Annotated in this window: 14 protein-coding genes; 4 read left to right on the plus strand and 10 right to left on the minus strand. The window is 58.1% G+C overall.

Going from position 1 to position 14,625, the window contains the following annotated elements; genetic code table 11:
* The first annotated feature begins 91 nt into the window (after nucleotides 1-91).
* Entirely contained in the window at nucleotides 92-1,042 is a 951-nt protein-coding gene (locus HDG37_RS09210) for a LirA/MavJ family T4SS effector (protein ID WP_184046294.1), read from the plus strand.
* Between the two features lie 224 nt (nucleotides 1,043-1,266).
* Here HDG37_RS09210 and HDG37_RS09215 read toward each other — a convergent pair whose 3' ends face one another.
* Entirely contained in the window at nucleotides 1,267-1,569 is a 303-nt protein-coding gene (locus HDG37_RS09215; protein ID WP_184046296.1) for a VF_A0006 family four-cysteine protein, read from the minus strand.
* Between the two features lie 572 nt (nucleotides 1,570-2,141).
* Complete coding sequence (locus tag HDG37_RS09220; protein ID WP_184046298.1) at nucleotides 2,142-2,327, minus strand: hypothetical protein; 186 nt, start codon at nucleotides 2,325-2,327, stop codon at nucleotides 2,142-2,144.
* A gap of 1,119 nt (nucleotides 2,328-3,446) precedes the next feature.
* On the opposite strand from HDG37_RS09220, the gene HDG37_RS09225 reads away from it, so the two are divergent.
* On the plus strand, nucleotides 3,447-4,385 hold the full coding sequence (locus HDG37_RS09225) for a nitrilase-related carbon-nitrogen hydrolase (RefSeq protein ID WP_184046300.1): 939 nt from the start codon (nucleotides 3,447-3,449) through the stop codon (nucleotides 4,383-4,385).
* 1,158 nt (nucleotides 4,386-5,543) lie between these two features.
* Entirely contained in the window at nucleotides 5,544-6,026 is a 483-nt protein-coding gene (locus tag HDG37_RS09230) for a 2OG-Fe(II) oxygenase (protein ID WP_184046302.1), read from the plus strand.
* 243 nt (nucleotides 6,027-6,269) lie between these two features.
* On the opposite strand, the gene HDG37_RS09235 is transcribed toward HDG37_RS09230, so the two are convergent.
* The 8 genes from HDG37_RS09235 to HDG37_RS09265 all read right to left on the minus strand — a co-directional run bounded on the left by HDG37_RS09235 (nucleotide 6,270) and on the right by HDG37_RS09265 (nucleotide 13,042).
* Nucleotides 6,270-6,914, minus strand: a complete 645-nt coding sequence (locus HDG37_RS09235) for a hypothetical protein (RefSeq protein ID WP_184046304.1) — start codon at nucleotides 6,912-6,914, stop codon at nucleotides 6,270-6,272.
* Nucleotides 6,915-7,390: 476 nt separating this feature from the next.
* Nucleotides 7,391-8,128 carry a hypothetical protein gene (locus tag HDG37_RS09240; protein ID WP_184046306.1) on the minus strand — a complete coding sequence of 246 codons (738 nt, stop codon included), beginning with the start codon at nucleotides 8,126-8,128 and terminating at the stop codon, nucleotides 7,391-7,393.
* Nucleotides 8,125-8,280 (minus strand): hypothetical protein, encoded by a 156-nt coding sequence (locus tag HDG37_RS09245; protein ID WP_184046308.1) that lies wholly within the window; start codon nucleotides 8,278-8,280, stop codon nucleotides 8,125-8,127. Before HDG37_RS09245 ends, HDG37_RS09240 begins: the two co-directional genes overlap by 4 nt.
* Nucleotides 8,281-8,384: 104 nt before the next feature.
* A complete protein-coding gene (locus HDG37_RS09250) occupies nucleotides 8,385-9,698 on the minus strand; it encodes an MFS transporter (RefSeq protein WP_184046310.1) in 1,314 nt (437 codons plus the stop codon).
* A gap of 298 nt (nucleotides 9,699-9,996) precedes the next feature.
* Nucleotides 9,997-10,923, minus strand: coding sequence for a ketopantoate reductase family protein (locus HDG37_RS09255; RefSeq protein WP_184046312.1), 927 nt, complete (start codon nucleotides 10,921-10,923; stop codon nucleotides 9,997-9,999).
* A gap of 11 nt (nucleotides 10,924-10,934) precedes the next feature.
* Complete coding sequence (locus HDG37_RS39140) at nucleotides 10,935-11,111, minus strand: hypothetical protein (RefSeq protein ID WP_260332829.1); 177 nt, start codon at nucleotides 11,109-11,111, stop codon at nucleotides 10,935-10,937.
* A complete protein-coding gene (locus HDG37_RS09260) occupies nucleotides 11,080-12,015 on the minus strand; it encodes an isocitrate/isopropylmalate dehydrogenase family protein (RefSeq protein WP_260332830.1) in 936 nt (311 codons plus the stop codon). The genes HDG37_RS39140 and HDG37_RS09260 overlap by 32 nt, the downstream gene beginning before the upstream one ends.
* A gap of 121 nt (nucleotides 12,016-12,136) precedes the next feature.
* Nucleotides 12,137-13,042, minus strand: coding sequence for a LysR family transcriptional regulator (locus tag HDG37_RS09265; RefSeq protein ID WP_184046314.1), 906 nt, complete (start codon nucleotides 13,040-13,042; stop codon nucleotides 12,137-12,139).
* 561 nt (nucleotides 13,043-13,603) lie between these two features.
* Between HDG37_RS09265 and HDG37_RS09270 the strand changes: the two genes are divergently transcribed.
* Nucleotides 13,604-14,602 (plus strand): class I SAM-dependent methyltransferase, encoded by a 999-nt coding sequence (locus HDG37_RS09270; RefSeq protein WP_184046317.1) that lies wholly within the window; start codon nucleotides 13,604-13,606, stop codon nucleotides 14,600-14,602.
* Nucleotides 14,603-14,625 lie beyond the last annotated feature (23 nt).

The following is a 14,625-nucleotide window of genomic DNA, read 5'->3' on the forward strand; positions in this document are numbered from 1 at the left end:
GGGAACGCATCCGGTGCGGGCGTCAAAACCAGATGCTGTTCCGGCACCGCCGGCCGGCGTGTTCGTTGTTGCTATCCTGTGGAGGATCAAGATGAAAAAGCTTGACGAGATTCGCAAGGAACTGACCGACGCCTTCGATGGCAAGGACCTGAAGGTGAACGACCAGTTGTTGAGCGTGTCCCCCCATTTTGCCGACTACGTGAGGATGGGCCACTATCTCTCTTGCGGCTCGCAGACAACGATCACGGGTACACCGTCCGTTCAGAACGCATTGATCGCGCTGGATGCGGACATGACGAACCGGATAAACAAGACTTTTTTCGCCGAATCACGCGCAATCAAGCACTTCGATCAACAGCAGACGGCCTACGCAACGAAAAAAGCTCAGCCGGACAAGGACCGGGACTTCTCCAAACTTCTGACTGCCTCGCTGGACGCGTTCGAGCGCAAACACGGATTCGTCGTTGTCGGCGACCGGCTCCCGAACTATGCCGGTTTTGTCTTCGGGAATGTATTCAAGGAATCGCTGGCGCTGAAACAGCACTGGAAAGATGTCGGTGCTGGCCCGGAACACGGCGAATACACCCACCGCCTGCAGTGGTACATCATGATCAGTGCGGGCGTGATCCAGACGGTGCCGGCGTACCAGGAGGCGACGATATTCGCCAGCATCGCACCCTGGCAGAAGGGCAAGACCAATCTGTGGACCTTCCTCTTCGATCAACTGGCCAAGGATCCCTCGATCGGCGGCGACAAGCTGGACTTCCGATCCCCGGAAAACCTCAACATGTGGCTGGTTGGCGACGCTTTGCCGGATTTTTGTCCAGTCCTGCGTGCGTTTCTGCGCGCCCGCATGGCCAAGCGCCAATCCACCTACGACATGGAAAAGTATCTCGCCAAGAAGTTGGGGAAATCGAAGGAGGACGTTGCGCAAATCATGGAATACATGCGCGACGAAACCATGGCGAAGCGCAATCCATCGGCGCGCATCGCCTATCCGAAGAGTGCCAAACCCGAGTTAGCACCCTATGTCAGAACCTGATGCCGAGATAATCGGCGCGGGTCGGCGGGCACAAGTGGCGCACCGCGGCAAGCGCAGCCATGTCGGCATCGGCCGAATTGTGCGCGTAGCGCGTCAGTCAGGTTTCGGAGTAGTGCAGCCGTTCGTGCCAGTGTCTCGCCACGTCTCCACGGGGCGAGGTCAATGAACGCAATCGAAATTAAATCTTGCGAATCTCAGGGCTGCAATCGTCAATGGCGTCCGTCCTACATCTGATTTTGACGTCGGCATGCATGCAGTATCTCGTTGACCGCAAATGCTCCTCTCACGGTCTGCACATTTTGCAGGACACACAGGTGATACGCTCTTTCGCGCGGCAAAAGCATTGCGCCATTTCTGTAAATCGCGTCGCACGAGTTGCTGATCTGGCGAGCCGCAAAGCTGCTCTGACTGTTTCCCAACGAATGCAGAATGCATTGATCGTAGTCTGGATTATCACTACCGTACGCTAGGGCCGAGAGCGGGGTGGCGAGCGTGATCGAGAGAAACAGATAGGCGAGTTTGAGCATGATTGCGACCAAGACTCAGGGATATAACGGCGGGCAGTTACCGATTATCAGCGATTCAGGCGTCAATGTCGAATGACCGGTGGTGGCAGGGCCGAGTCAAATACTCGGCCCACCTATGTGAATGCCTCAGACCGACCCTCAACGGCCAGTCACGGTGCGCGCTCTCACTCGCAGAAAACTGACCGTTCCGTACGTTCAAGTGGCATTTTCGGGAACAACTATTCGACTTAGCCGCCGCTGGCCGGTCGCCACACCGACGGCGGCTTAAGCCAACAAGGTGCTGGGACCTGCGTCGTCATGGTGTTTCGCGTCCGCGGTCCGCGTGGGAGTTCGTTGTTTTGCGAGGAGAAAAGTTGAGCACGCCTGGTGAGGAACCGGAAGCCTAGTACCTCATCGATCGTGAACAAGAAAACGGTCGTAATGCCCTCAGAAAAAATGCTCACGCTCACAACAACCCGTCGAATTGAAGCGGAACGGTCGGTATCGAGGCAGCGCAGATAAAGTCACCGGAAGCGAATTCAAAGAGGCCCCTCGTTGGCGGGGCCTTGATCTACGAAATCACCGTGTTTCTGTTAGTACGTCACAGAAGTCCCACTGCCAGTAAAACTGTGCTGGGTAGGAGCGTCATTTGCATAGTCGCCAACGGCCTGGATGATGTTCACGATCTGCTGCGGCAACCTGCCGCCGCTGACGGCGGTCATTGCAGTACGATCCATCTCAACGGCTACGGGGAGGTCTTTGATTACCAGCGCGTTCATTTCGATTCTCCAAGGGTAAATTAGTCGGTCAGGAATGTCAGAGCTTGTTTTGAGGGTGTAGATACTCCTCGATGAGGATCGAGGCAAAGTGCGTGCCAAACGGTGGCACCGCGGTAAGCGATCACGCAACCAGTTGAAAATATTGGATTTTTAATGGCGACCAGTGCGAATTGGTAGGCAGACATGCGCGCTGCGACCGGTGGGTCGGATCCAACTCTCCGTCTGGCGCTGTGGGTTAGATCGCGACACATGCGGTCCGCCTCCGTCTCCCGTGTTTGTACGATGTCCTCGATGCTTAGAATCCGATCGAAGCCTGAGGACAATGAGTCTGTCGCACGGTCGCTGAGGGAAACGCCGATTCGCTCCGCGGCTTTCCTCGTTTCAATGACGGGAGACGCTGTCAGTCAGCGAGACATTGCCCGGCTCTTCGATGTCTATCTGCACAAGCCGTTCTCCTGCGAGACACTCATGCAGGTCATCGAAGACGCTCGCTGCAGCAGCGATGCGAATACTCGCCAAGCCGCTTGGACTAACTGTTGTCGACGGAAGCGCACACAACCCATAGTCGGATGTTCAACGGCAAGCCTCTTCCGGGTCACGGAGCAAAGCGAGCGGGAGCTTTCAGCATGAAAGCGACTTTCGAATGTCTGGCCGAGTGAGCGGGCGACCGGCTGAACATGGCCGAGAGCGCCAGTTCAATTGAAGGTCGCGCGAAGCGGGCGTGAACGGCACCGTCTGTTTTTCCGTATTCAAGGGCGCGGATGAGACAAGCGTGCCCCACTACACAGGCTAATCCAGCGTCGAAAGGCTTCCGCGAGCCGTCTGTGCATATGGCGAATGGCATATAGCAGGGAGTACCGCCGCGTCTAAACTGAAATTGCCGCCACATCACGATCACGACTTTTCTCTGCCCACATTCCGACGTGTCTGGGTCCTCCGGCGCAGTTGCCCGACTCGACGAATCAATCCACCTGCCTTTTTCATCTGCTGAAAAGGGCGTAGAGACGGGCTGACGGGCGTTCAACGATGTGAGATCTGAACGATGGCCAAAAAATCTATGCGCGCACCAATTCTCGCCCTTTAATAAAGTGAACTAACGCCTTTGAACCGGTGGTCAGAATGGAGCAAGTTCTGCGTGCAGCGGTCATGCAAACGGGATCGGCCATGTTCGATGTCGAACGAACGCTGGCCAAGCTCGAACGCGACGTAGTCGCGGCGTCGAAACTCGATTCGCAATTGATTGTGTTCCCGGAAGCCTTCGTATCTGCCTATCCCAAGGGACTGCATTTCGGCGCTCCCGTCGGCGAGAGGACGCCTGAAGGCAGAGAGGACTATCGCCGGTACTTTGACAGCGCGATCGAGGTGCCATCCGTGTGGACAAATCGAATCGCGCAGATCGCAGGCGACCTGAGGCAATACCTGATCGTCGGTGTGATTGAGCGCGACGGCGGTACGCTCTACTGTACTGTCATCTTCCTGGCGCCCGATGGAATACTGCTGAGAAAACATCGAAAGCTGATGCCCACAGCGGCCGAGCGGTTGATCTGGGGGTTTGGCGACGGGTCGACGCTTCCCGTATTCGATACGCCTTTCGGTCGGCTGGGTGCGGTGATCTGTTGGGAAAACTACATGCCGCTTTTGCGCATGGCCATGTACGCGAAGCGAATACAGATTTATTGCGCGCCGACAGCGGACAGTCGGCTCACCTGGGTTGCTTCAATGCAGCACATTGCGATGGAAGGCCGCTGTTTTGTGCTCTCTGCGTGTCAGCATTTACGGCGCCGCGATGCGCCGGACAACTATGCTGCCGTCCAGGGCAACAATCCTGATACCGTCCTCATGCGTGGCGGTAGTTGCATAGTGGGACCACTAGGAGAGGTGCTTGCCGGGCCCGTGTTCGATGAAGACGCCCTGCTTGTTCACGAACTGGATCTCGCTGACCTCGCGAGGGGAAAATACGATTTCGATGTCGTAGGGCACTACGCACGTCCGGATATATTCCGCCTCCATGTAAATGAGTCGGTTACCCCACCCGTCGTCTTTGAGCAGAACCGTTGATTGCGCCTGGTCGGGCTGTTTCTCCGAAACGGCCTCGCACGGATGCCTAACGTCGGTCGCGACATCACCGAGGACATTCGGTCTCAGTATGCATTTCATTGCGGCACTTCACCGTGCCTTCCTGAAACAGGCGAATGATGCCCGGTTCTCGGGCGATGGAGGACGCTATGTATTCCTTGTTGCCAATATTGGGACCTGATCCTGACACCCCGTGAGCGCGGAAGCATACTCATTCGGTAATGATGGTCAGGCAGCCGGAACTCGGGGGTGTGGCCGATGGCGCGAGGTGATTCGCTAGTTCTTGGCGGAAGACCGATTCCAATCGATCCGTGGGGCCCCTGGTTGCAACTACAGCCGGAAAAGCGCGATGCGCTCATTGCACTAGCGATCGACGAGATCGCGAGTTCTATCTTTGACGACGCGACCCGCGTGCAGGTGCGAACGACGTTGGTTGAAGCCGCAACCAGCCGCCTGAAAGGTATGAATGTCAGACGCAGGTATGAATGTCAGACGCGGTCGAACCGGATCGCGGCAAACCTCGAAACGAAACGCGGAGATTCCCAGAAAGCACGGGCTTCCGGTGAGCTGGCTAAAGAAGTTTGGCCGCTAGCGTCTGTTGCGATGAGACGATCATTGCATTGAGCATCTCTTTCGAAAACGGCGGATTCAACCGGTCGATGCAATAGTTCGATCGAATCGTTCAGCCGGTGTTTCGTAATTCAGGGTCTTTCGTGGTCGCTCTTTCAGCCTTCGTCCCACTCGTGTAGACTGCGCGGTTGTCCCAACAGATCGACCACCTCGACCCGGCTCTTCCTCCTGGGTCCGGCGTGTGTCAATGCCCGCGTTCGACGCGCCCCCGACAACGCTTGATGGTTTTGACCAGCTGGTAGCAGACCCGAGCGAGTACTCGATCGAGCCGCCAGCGGAAGAACAAATAAAACGGATGCATTTCTGGAACACCCCCTGATTGAAGCGGAAATCGAATTGCTGGTTGATTGCCTGATCGGCGACGCCGCGCCGGACGAGGCAATCGATGTCGCGTCGAATTTCCGATCCAGCGAATTCGACATCGCGACACGCGCGCTCGCCGTCGACGGCTGGTGTGTCGTGTCGAACTTTTTGTCACAGAGCCAGACGCAGGCCTTATCGACCGAATGCATGGCCATGCACGACGCGCAGCTGCTGACACCAGCCCGTGTAGGGGCCAATCGCGCTGCCACACTTTTGCGCGGCGATAGCACGCACTGGTTCCAACCTGACGCGCTGAGCACGCGGCAGCAGGCGTTCGCCGATCGCATCGACGCACTACGGAACGCGCTCAACCGCGACCTGTTTCTCGGTCTGGTCGATAGCGAATCACACTACGCGGTATATCCGCCAGGTGCCGGATACGCACGCCACCTCGACTGCCTGCGTAACAGCGACAGCCGCGTGATTTCCGCTGTGTTCTACGTCAACGAAGCGTGGCAGGACGCCGAGGGCGGCGCACTGCGGCTATACCTTGCTGATCAGTCTTATCACGACGTCTTTCCGCGCGCCGGAACGCTGCTCTTGTTTCTCTCGGCGGAGTTTGAACACGAGGTGCTGCCCGCCACGCGCGACCGCATGAGCATTGCATGCTGGATGAGGCAGCGGGTGTAAGCCGAACTGCGTGCGCATCTGTGGTTAGCGTCCAGGATCGCGCCCTTTCGGATCAGCTTGACAATCAATTGCCGGATTTCGTTAGTGTCCAGTTCGGCATGGTGCCGATGGCATACGCGCGAAGCCAACGCCGAGTCACGACAATGTGGCCGAGCTCGGAAGCTCAATCAAGCCGTGATCCCTCCTTTCGCCCCCGTCACCCTGGGTGCAGCAGACGCGGGAACAGAGTCCCCAAAAAGTAGCTCAGTGTTGGAGATTTTCCTCGCAATCTTCCCAGTACCGAAGCGGGTCGCGATGTTGTGGATAGTGTAAGTTGAGCCACTCTGACAACCGGGCCCAATCGGGATGGTTGGTACCAGTTTGAGCCGACCAGATCGACGACCTCTCAAGTACTCGACCGTTCACGCGATCACGGACGAGCAAGCTGCCCAGTCCGCTTGAACTGTTCGTCTGTGACTCAACCAGATACCGCGGCAGAATCCTGAGCTCAGCATCCTCGGCCCACCCGTATATGGCGCGGACCACGCCGGACGGATCTCGCAACTCTATGGGTCCGCTTTCCGGGCGAACGGCTGTCCAACCTTCAGGAAACTCAGTGACAACCTCGTTTTTACCTTCCCTTACCCACTTCGCCCGCCATGCCCTCGCCATCGACTCGCGCATGCGAGATACCGACTCGTAGGCAGCAGGCAACTCGATCGCCATCGGAAGAGTAATGAGGTTGTCTTTCCAGAGTTTGGCTTCGTCGTCGACGCGCTCGACCTCGTCGAACACCCCTGCATCGAATGGGTTCTCTGGCCGGCTCGATACTTTCACGTTCCCATTAGGCAGACCCTCGAAAAGGCGCTCAGCATCATGGCGGGTAAGTTTCGTCTTTCCTTTCTTCATTTGGCTCTCTGCAACAAGGTTGTCGCTAACGCGTAGGCCATAACGACCGAAATCGGGCGCCACTTCCTCTCACGCGCGTTTGAAGATGCTCACGATCCTATTCTGCGCTATTCGCATGTTACCTGCTTGCGCGGGGCAATGGCGCGGCTTATGCCGGCCGCTCCTGCCGCCGGACATCAGACGGGTCGATCCTCGCACAGGATCAGAGGATGAGCGGACGGGCGTCTATCGACTTCTCGCGAAGTCTCCTTCTACCACAGCGGTTATCGAATGGAAGGAGATGGCAGAATCCGGGCAACTGAACTGCCGTACACCCTTTGCGGACGGTCACGATAAGTGGAATTCTACGGCCGCTTTCGCAGGGCGGATTCAGCCACTTGGCACGCCTGCATTCCGACTAGCTTCTCCCGCCCCCCGGAAGGAATTGACCCAGTTATCAAGCAAGCGCCGTGGCGGCTGATCGCAAAGGCTTACCACTAGAATTCGGACTGCGGGAACGGCGATGCACCATTGAGCCAGTCGTAATGCTCAACATTGACTCTTGACTTCAGTACACCTTTGTTGCGAACGTTGCCGTCGTCATCTTGAGCGTTATCCGACGAAAATCTCAGCGCCACACCGACGGTGGCGTCCGCAAACCGTGCTGTCAGATTTGCGCTGCTCGTGCAGTCTACCGGTGCACTCAGGGTGCCGGTTGTCACGATCGCTCCTCTTTCCAGCGTCCGACCTTGGCGCGCGAACTCCTTCCAAAGGAACGCAAGGGATTCAAACGGCCGAGTTCGATCATCGCCATTAAGCGTTGATGCGATACGCTCACGGTTGCGCCAGATGCCCGCATCCTCATCAAAGGAACAATCATCTGCAAAGGGGATTTGCTCGCCGCAGATTAGTGCGTGGAATCCAAGGTTATCGGCAACGAAGCTAGGCTTTGCGACTGCTTTCCTGTCGATGTATCGGCTACACACGACCTCGATGGCAACAAAGGCACGATCAAGCATTGACGTATCGAACGCTTCTTTTGCAGGAGAAACCGTGCGACCAAAGCGAAAAGCAACCTCGGTTTCAAGCGTCGCACGACTATCGACGCGAAAATTGAGGATGCTGCCCGAAGGTAGGACTCGCGATTGGACCAAGCACCCGGTGGCAGGAGCGTTGATTATTAACTCGCCGCGCAGTCCGCGCGGCGAGGCACCCGCGATTTTCCATCCAATCACGGCTCGCCGATACGCTCGACAAAAAGCGCCTGTGCGGCGTAGCCGCCACTCAGCGAACTGGGTCTTGATCCGGGCGGCAAGTCTCCAAGCCCCAGCCCGGTCTGCCACGACCATTCCAAGTGGGCCGCGGCGGCAGCGGGATCGAAACGCATCTGTTCCATTCCTTCAACGTGGGCGTGCTCTGTTATACAGTGGACGAATAGCTCGGGGAAAAGGAGGCCCCGCCCTAACGGCGAGGCTGTCGTTCCGAGCTGGCTTAGACGTCCTTGGCTCGAAGTTGAGCCGGGAAGGCCCAGATAGCGATCGCTGCGCAAAGCACGCACAAAGCGACGATCGTGTAGAGCGCGGGAGTTGTGCTTCCGGTCAAATCGCTGATACGGCCGACCATCACAGGGCTGACGATGCCGCCCAATTGCCCGATCGAATTGATCAGTGCGATACCGCCCGCAGCACCCACACCTGTCACAACCTTAGGCGGGAGTGTCCAGAACGCCGGAATCGTGGTCAGCATGCCCGTACCGAGAACAATCAGGGCGACGACCAGCGCAACCGGGTTCTTCGCGAAGATGCCCGCGCCAAGAAAGCCTGCGGCGGTGAGCAGCATGCAACCTGCGAAAACCATTCGACGATTCCCAGAACGATCGCCCAGCTTGCCCATCGTGAGCATCCCGATGCCACCAAACAAGTACGGGAGGGCTGTGAGCAGACCGATGATAGAGGGGTCTTTAATTCCCGACGAGCGGATGAGCTGTGGCATCCAGAAGTTCATTCCGTAAGACGCGACCTGAACGAGGAAGTACGCCAGCGCCAGAATCAGGAAGGCCTTCGACTTCACCGCACCGAGAAACGAGTGGCTTTCGGCCTTCTTCGCGTCGGCATCGAGTTTGGACCGCAAAAGAATCTTCTCGTCGTCATTGAGCCATTTGGCATCTTCGACACGATCGTCAAAGCGGAAGAGCACCACGAACCCAAGCAGCACGCAGGGCAAGCCACCGATCAGAAAGATCCAATGCCATGCGGCCATACCCATGAAGCCGTCGAAGTGCGAGAGGATGAAGCCCGACAAAGGCGCACCGAGGACGCCGGAGAACGCCAGGGCGAGAAAAAGCAGTCCACTGACGCGGCCGCGATGCTTCGCAGGAAACCAGGTCGAAAGGTAATAGAGTACGCCTGGTGCGAAACCCGCTTCCATCGCGCCGATGATAAAGCGAGCAATGTAGAACTGCATCTCGCTCCGAACGAAGACCATGCACGCCGTGGCGATGCCCCACGAGATCATGATGCGCGCGATCCATTTGCGCGGTCCGACACGAAAGAGAAACAGATTGCTCGGAACTTCGCAGGCAACGTACCCCACTACGAACAGGGCAGCACCCAGGCCGTAGGCAGTATCGCTCAGCGCAAGCTCCTTCTGCAGATGAAATTTCGCAAAGCTGATGTTGATTCGATCAAACCATGCGAACAGATAGCAGATGATGAGCGGAATAACGCGAAGTTTGACCTTCAACATTAGCGCTGTTTCGTCATCGCGTATTGCTACGCCACCTTCCAATGCCTTATTGATTTGCATATGCTGCCCCTTATGTCTCTGATAAAGGGTAGGTGTCGCGGCGTTGTTTTAACGCAGCGTCCAAAACCGTATGTCCGGGTAAGTTCGGCTCGATAGGAACGGCTCAGTTCAACTGCGCAGGCCCGGAATCTTTTTTTGCGTTCTCGTTTCCAAGGAGCTGTTCCTGCACGCGACTGATTCGCTATTTGCCTTGGCGGCTCATGATTGTCTCCATTTCGCTTGTTTAGTATCGGTGCGATGCACCTGTCACTGTCGGACGAAGAACGACACCCACCCGTTGCCGGGTGGGTGGATCTCATTACTTGGTGAAGTTGGCTTCGCGCGCCTTGATGATCGCGACTACCGTGTCATTGACAGGAGTCGGCACGCCGTACTTCCTGCCTTCGCGAGAAATTGATCCGTTGATCGCTTCGACTTCGCCGCGACGGCCGAGGTTATAGTCGAGCAGCATCGAGGGGCGAGCATTGGGAATCTTGCTTCCAAGCTTGCGAATGTGCTCGATCGGATCGCCCACATCGAGGCGGATGCCAGCGGCTTTCGCCACCGCAATCGCTTCTTCCGCCGCGCCCTTTGCTACACTCCAGGCACTGGGGTTCGCCATTACTTCGCCGATGGTCATTCCCGTTGCACACGTGGTGCCCGAGAACGCGACGTTCATGATCAGCTTTTCCCAAACCATCTGATCAAGATCGTCGAAGATCGCAACCTTGAAGCCCGACGAGCGCCAGATTTCAGCAGACGCTTCGAGGTCATCACGCGACAGACCACGATAAGCGCCGAAGCGAATCATTTCCATGCCGTTGTGGTGTGCATGACCGGGTGCGCGAATCGATGCTCCAAAGCCTCCTACAACGCCTATCGCGATCCGGTTCTCTCCGAGGATCGTCGCGGCCTTTTCGGCAGAGCCCAAACCATTCTGAATGGTTTGAACAACTGTCTTCGGACCGAGGAGTTGTTCCGAGGCACGAGCGGCAGCCTCAACGTCGAACGCCTTCGTCGCGATGATGACGAGATCGCACTCGCCAATACCATTGGTCGTCGTGCTGGCGTGAATCGGCACCGTGCGGTCGCCGCTGGCACCTTCAACACGCAGTCCTTTCTTTTGCATCGCGGCCACGTGATCGGGCCACAGACAGATCGCATGTACTTCGTGGCCGGCGCTCACCATCAGACCAGCGTATACGGAGCCCATTGCTCCGCTGCCTACAATCGCTACCTTCGCCATTTCCGTGCTCCTTAGTGGCTAAGCACGGAGATGATTGCCTTCGTGACGCTTTCCGTGTTGCCGTTGCCGCCGATGTCCGGGGTGCGCGGACCGTCTTGCAACACCTTGGCAGTCGCCTGGCGAATCGCCGCAGCAACCTTTTCGCAACGCGGATCGTCATTCTGTCGGGCGATCCATTCGAGCATCATTGCAGCGGACAAGATCGTTGCAACCGGGTTGGCTACGCCCCTTGCCGGCGATGTCCGGCGCGCTGCCGTGGCTCGGCTGGAAGATGCCGTGCTTCAGGCTCACGTCGCCCGAGGGTGCGACGCCGAGACCACCCACCACACCGGCTGCGATTTCCGAGGTGATATCGCCGAAAACGTTCTCAGTCACCACCACGTCATAGCGTTCCGGGTTGGTGACAAACATCATCGAACCGGCGTCGATGTAAATCCGGGCAGTGCCGATGTCGGGGTGACGTTCCGCGACTTCATCGAACACCTTGCGCAGAAAGGCGTTGCTGCGCAGCACGTTCGACTTGTCCAGCAGCGTGACGTGACCGGGCGTGCCATGTGTCTCGCGACGCTGCCTGGCTTGCTCGAACGCCACTTCAAAGAGTTTTTCGCTGGTGGCGCGAGTAATCGTCAGGCGATCGCTGACAGCTTCATTGCTGGGTTCCTGCTTGTCGTGACGACCAGCGAACAGACCTTCCGTCGTCTCACGGATGACGAGCATGTTCACTTTCTCGGCCTTTACACGCGTCGGCACGCCGGGGAACAGCTCGCAGGGACGCAAGCTCGCGAACAGGCCATAGCGTTCGCGCAGATCGATTTGAGGCGCAATTTCGGTACCGTCATCCTTGCGAACAGTCGGCAGACCCATCGCGCCCAGGAGAACAGCGTCTGCCTCGCCGACGGCAACCGCGTCAGCTTCGGCCATTGATTCGCCAGTGCGCTGGTAGAGGTTTGCGCCTGCTTCGTAGGTCGTGTATTTCAGCTCGACGCCTTCGTTCCCAGCCGCCGCCTTCAGGACGCCAACCGCAGCGTCGACCACTTCAGGACCGATACCGTCGCCCGGCAGGAGGGCGATTTCGTATTGCGCCTTGCTCATCTTCGTGTCTCCAGATCTAACCGGCGCCGTTGCGGTGCCGTTGGGTCAAATAATGGAGAAGGCGGGCTGGTCCGTGAATTAGTCTTTCGCTAGCCAGCCGTAACGAACCGTTATGGCTGCCTTACGCGTCACGGCGCGCGGCCGCGCGAGCCTGAAGGTGCACTACAAGGCTCTCAGCCGCTGGCGAGAGGGCTTTGCGGTTGCGAATCGCGATGCCGAGGCGACGACGTGCCCAAGGCTCCTCGAGGGGCACTTCGGTAATTCCTAAGCGTTTGACGAAAAGTTTGGTGAGGTTGCGAGGGGCAACCGCAATGCCAAGGCCTGACGAAACCATCAAGCAAAGAGCATCGTAGCCGGTGACCTGTATCCGGAGCCTGAACTCCTTTTGGAGCCGATTGGCGATCTGGGTGAGCTGAGTGTTGATCGCACTCCCAGTACGAAGCCCTACGAAATCCCACGAGAGAGTCTCCTCGAACCGAGTATGTCTTCTGCCTGCCAGCGGATGGTCGCGCCGCACCACCACGGCCAACTCGTCTTCCTCATAGGGCAGAGTCTCGACGCTCTCTGCGTGAGGCTCGACAGTGAAGATTCCGACGTCTGCGGCGTTCTCAGCGACCGAACGCAGCGTGACAAGGCTGTTGCGTTCCTCGAGCCGGATCTCGACTGCCGGATGGTCGGCAAGAAAGGTCCCGAGGTCATCGGGCAGGAACTGGGTTATCGCCGAGATATTTGAAAAAACTCGCACCTGCCCCCGCGTACCGGAGGCGAAATCCGGCATCTCGCTGTGAATGTCGTCGAGGTAGTTGACGGCGCGACGTGCAAGATTCAGCAAAACATACCCAGCAGCAGTTGGCTCGACGCCTTTATGATGGCGCGTCAACAAAGTGGTTCGCAGTGTTTCTTCGAGCGCGCTGATGCGCTTACTCACGGCCGGCGCGGCGATGTGCTCTCGTTCCGCGGCGGCTGCGATGCTTCCTTCTTCGACCACAGCGATGAAAAAGCTGAGAGAAACGGGATCAAGCTTCATAGGCGGCTCTCTGGCCATTCGTTGCGCGCACTAAATTCATTGCTTCAGCGTCCTTGGGCATCAGGGGGGAGTTTAACCGACCCACTCGTGGCGCCCCCCGGGCGAACGCCCAGTGCCCAGTGTATTGATCCCGCGCTAGCCCAATGTCAACGGGGCAATCCCTCAAAGGGCGCCTCTCGAGGTCGCACTTTGATAGCGCTTGTTCCGGTACTGATGCATCGATTCGCCTGGATACTTGGATGGCCGGTACCAGGGTGGGACTGGTCATTTGGATGCCGGATTGCGGCGGCTGTCAAACGTCGACTTATGGCCGAACCCAGAAATTCGGGGTCCGGCCGAGACTCACGGAGTGCGTCAGCCCCGCGAATTCGGGATTCCGCTGAATGCGAGCAGGCCTGCGGAGTGGCCGCTTGCCCCCGCTTCAATCAGAGGTTCGACACGCAGCCATTATTCGACTAGGCTTATCAGAAGCCCCATGCTGCACAAACGCGTTGAAAACCCGCCAAGAAAGATTCGATTCAAACATCTGTTTGCAGGGTATCTCACGATAGGCTACCGACCATGGACGACATCTCTCCGCAGGCCTTCGTCGATGCCGCGATAGCCTATCAGAAGACTGCCGCGGTGAAAGCCGCCGTCGAGCTCGATCTGTTCACCGCGATAGCGGACGAGCACGGCGACGTTAAGCGTATAGCCGAGCGGGTAAAGGCCGCCGAGCGCGGTGTGCGCATACTCTGCGACTTTCTGACCGTGCACGGGTTTCTGCAGAAGGAAACGGGACAGTACCGATTGACGCCGTCGACCACCGCATTCCTGACGACTTCCTCGCCGGCCTGGATGGGGAGCATCGTGGATTTCCTGGCGGCTCCTGAAATGACGGCACTGTGGCTGGACGACCCCGCGGCGTTCGTTCGCAACGGAGGAGCCGTAGGGCTGGGCAACATCGCGCCCGAGCATCCCGTCTGGGTGAAGTTTGCGCGTGCGATGGCACCCTTCGTGACACAAACCGCACAGAGCATCGCGCAACACGTGAGTGCGCGGCCTCAGGCACCGAAGCGCGTGCTGGACATTGCAGCCGGGCATGGGCTGTTCGGAATCGCGATCGCCGAAGCGATCTCCGGCGCGGAAATAGTGGCGACCGACTGGCAACCGGTTCTCGAGGTCGCGACGGAGAACGCCGCAGCGGCCGGTGTCAGTTCGCGTTACCGCACGGTCGCCGGCAGTGCGTTCGAAGTCGATTGGGGTACGAATTTCGATCTGGCGCTGGTCACGAACTTCCTGCACCACTTCGATCCGCCAACCTGCGTGGAATTACTCTCGAAAGTCCGCAGGAGCCTCAGTCCCGCAGGGCGAGCGCTCGCGGTGGAATTTGTTCCCGACGAGGATCGCGTGTCGCCGCCGTTCGCAGCCGCGTTTTCCTTTATGATGCTTGCATCCACGCCGCAAGGCGACGCGTACACCGCGCGCGAACTCGAGCAAATGGGCCGCGAAGCCGGCTTTTCCAACGTAACGGTGACGCCGCTGCCACCTTCGCCGCAAGCCCTCGTTGCATTCGAGTAGCGCACACCCCTCGCGCTCCGGGC

The organism is Paraburkholderia sp. MM5384-R2 (assembly GCF_014201025.1).
In the GTDB taxonomy this organism is placed as follows: domain Bacteria; phylum Pseudomonadota; class Gammaproteobacteria; order Burkholderiales; family Burkholderiaceae; genus Paraburkholderia; species Paraburkholderia tuberum.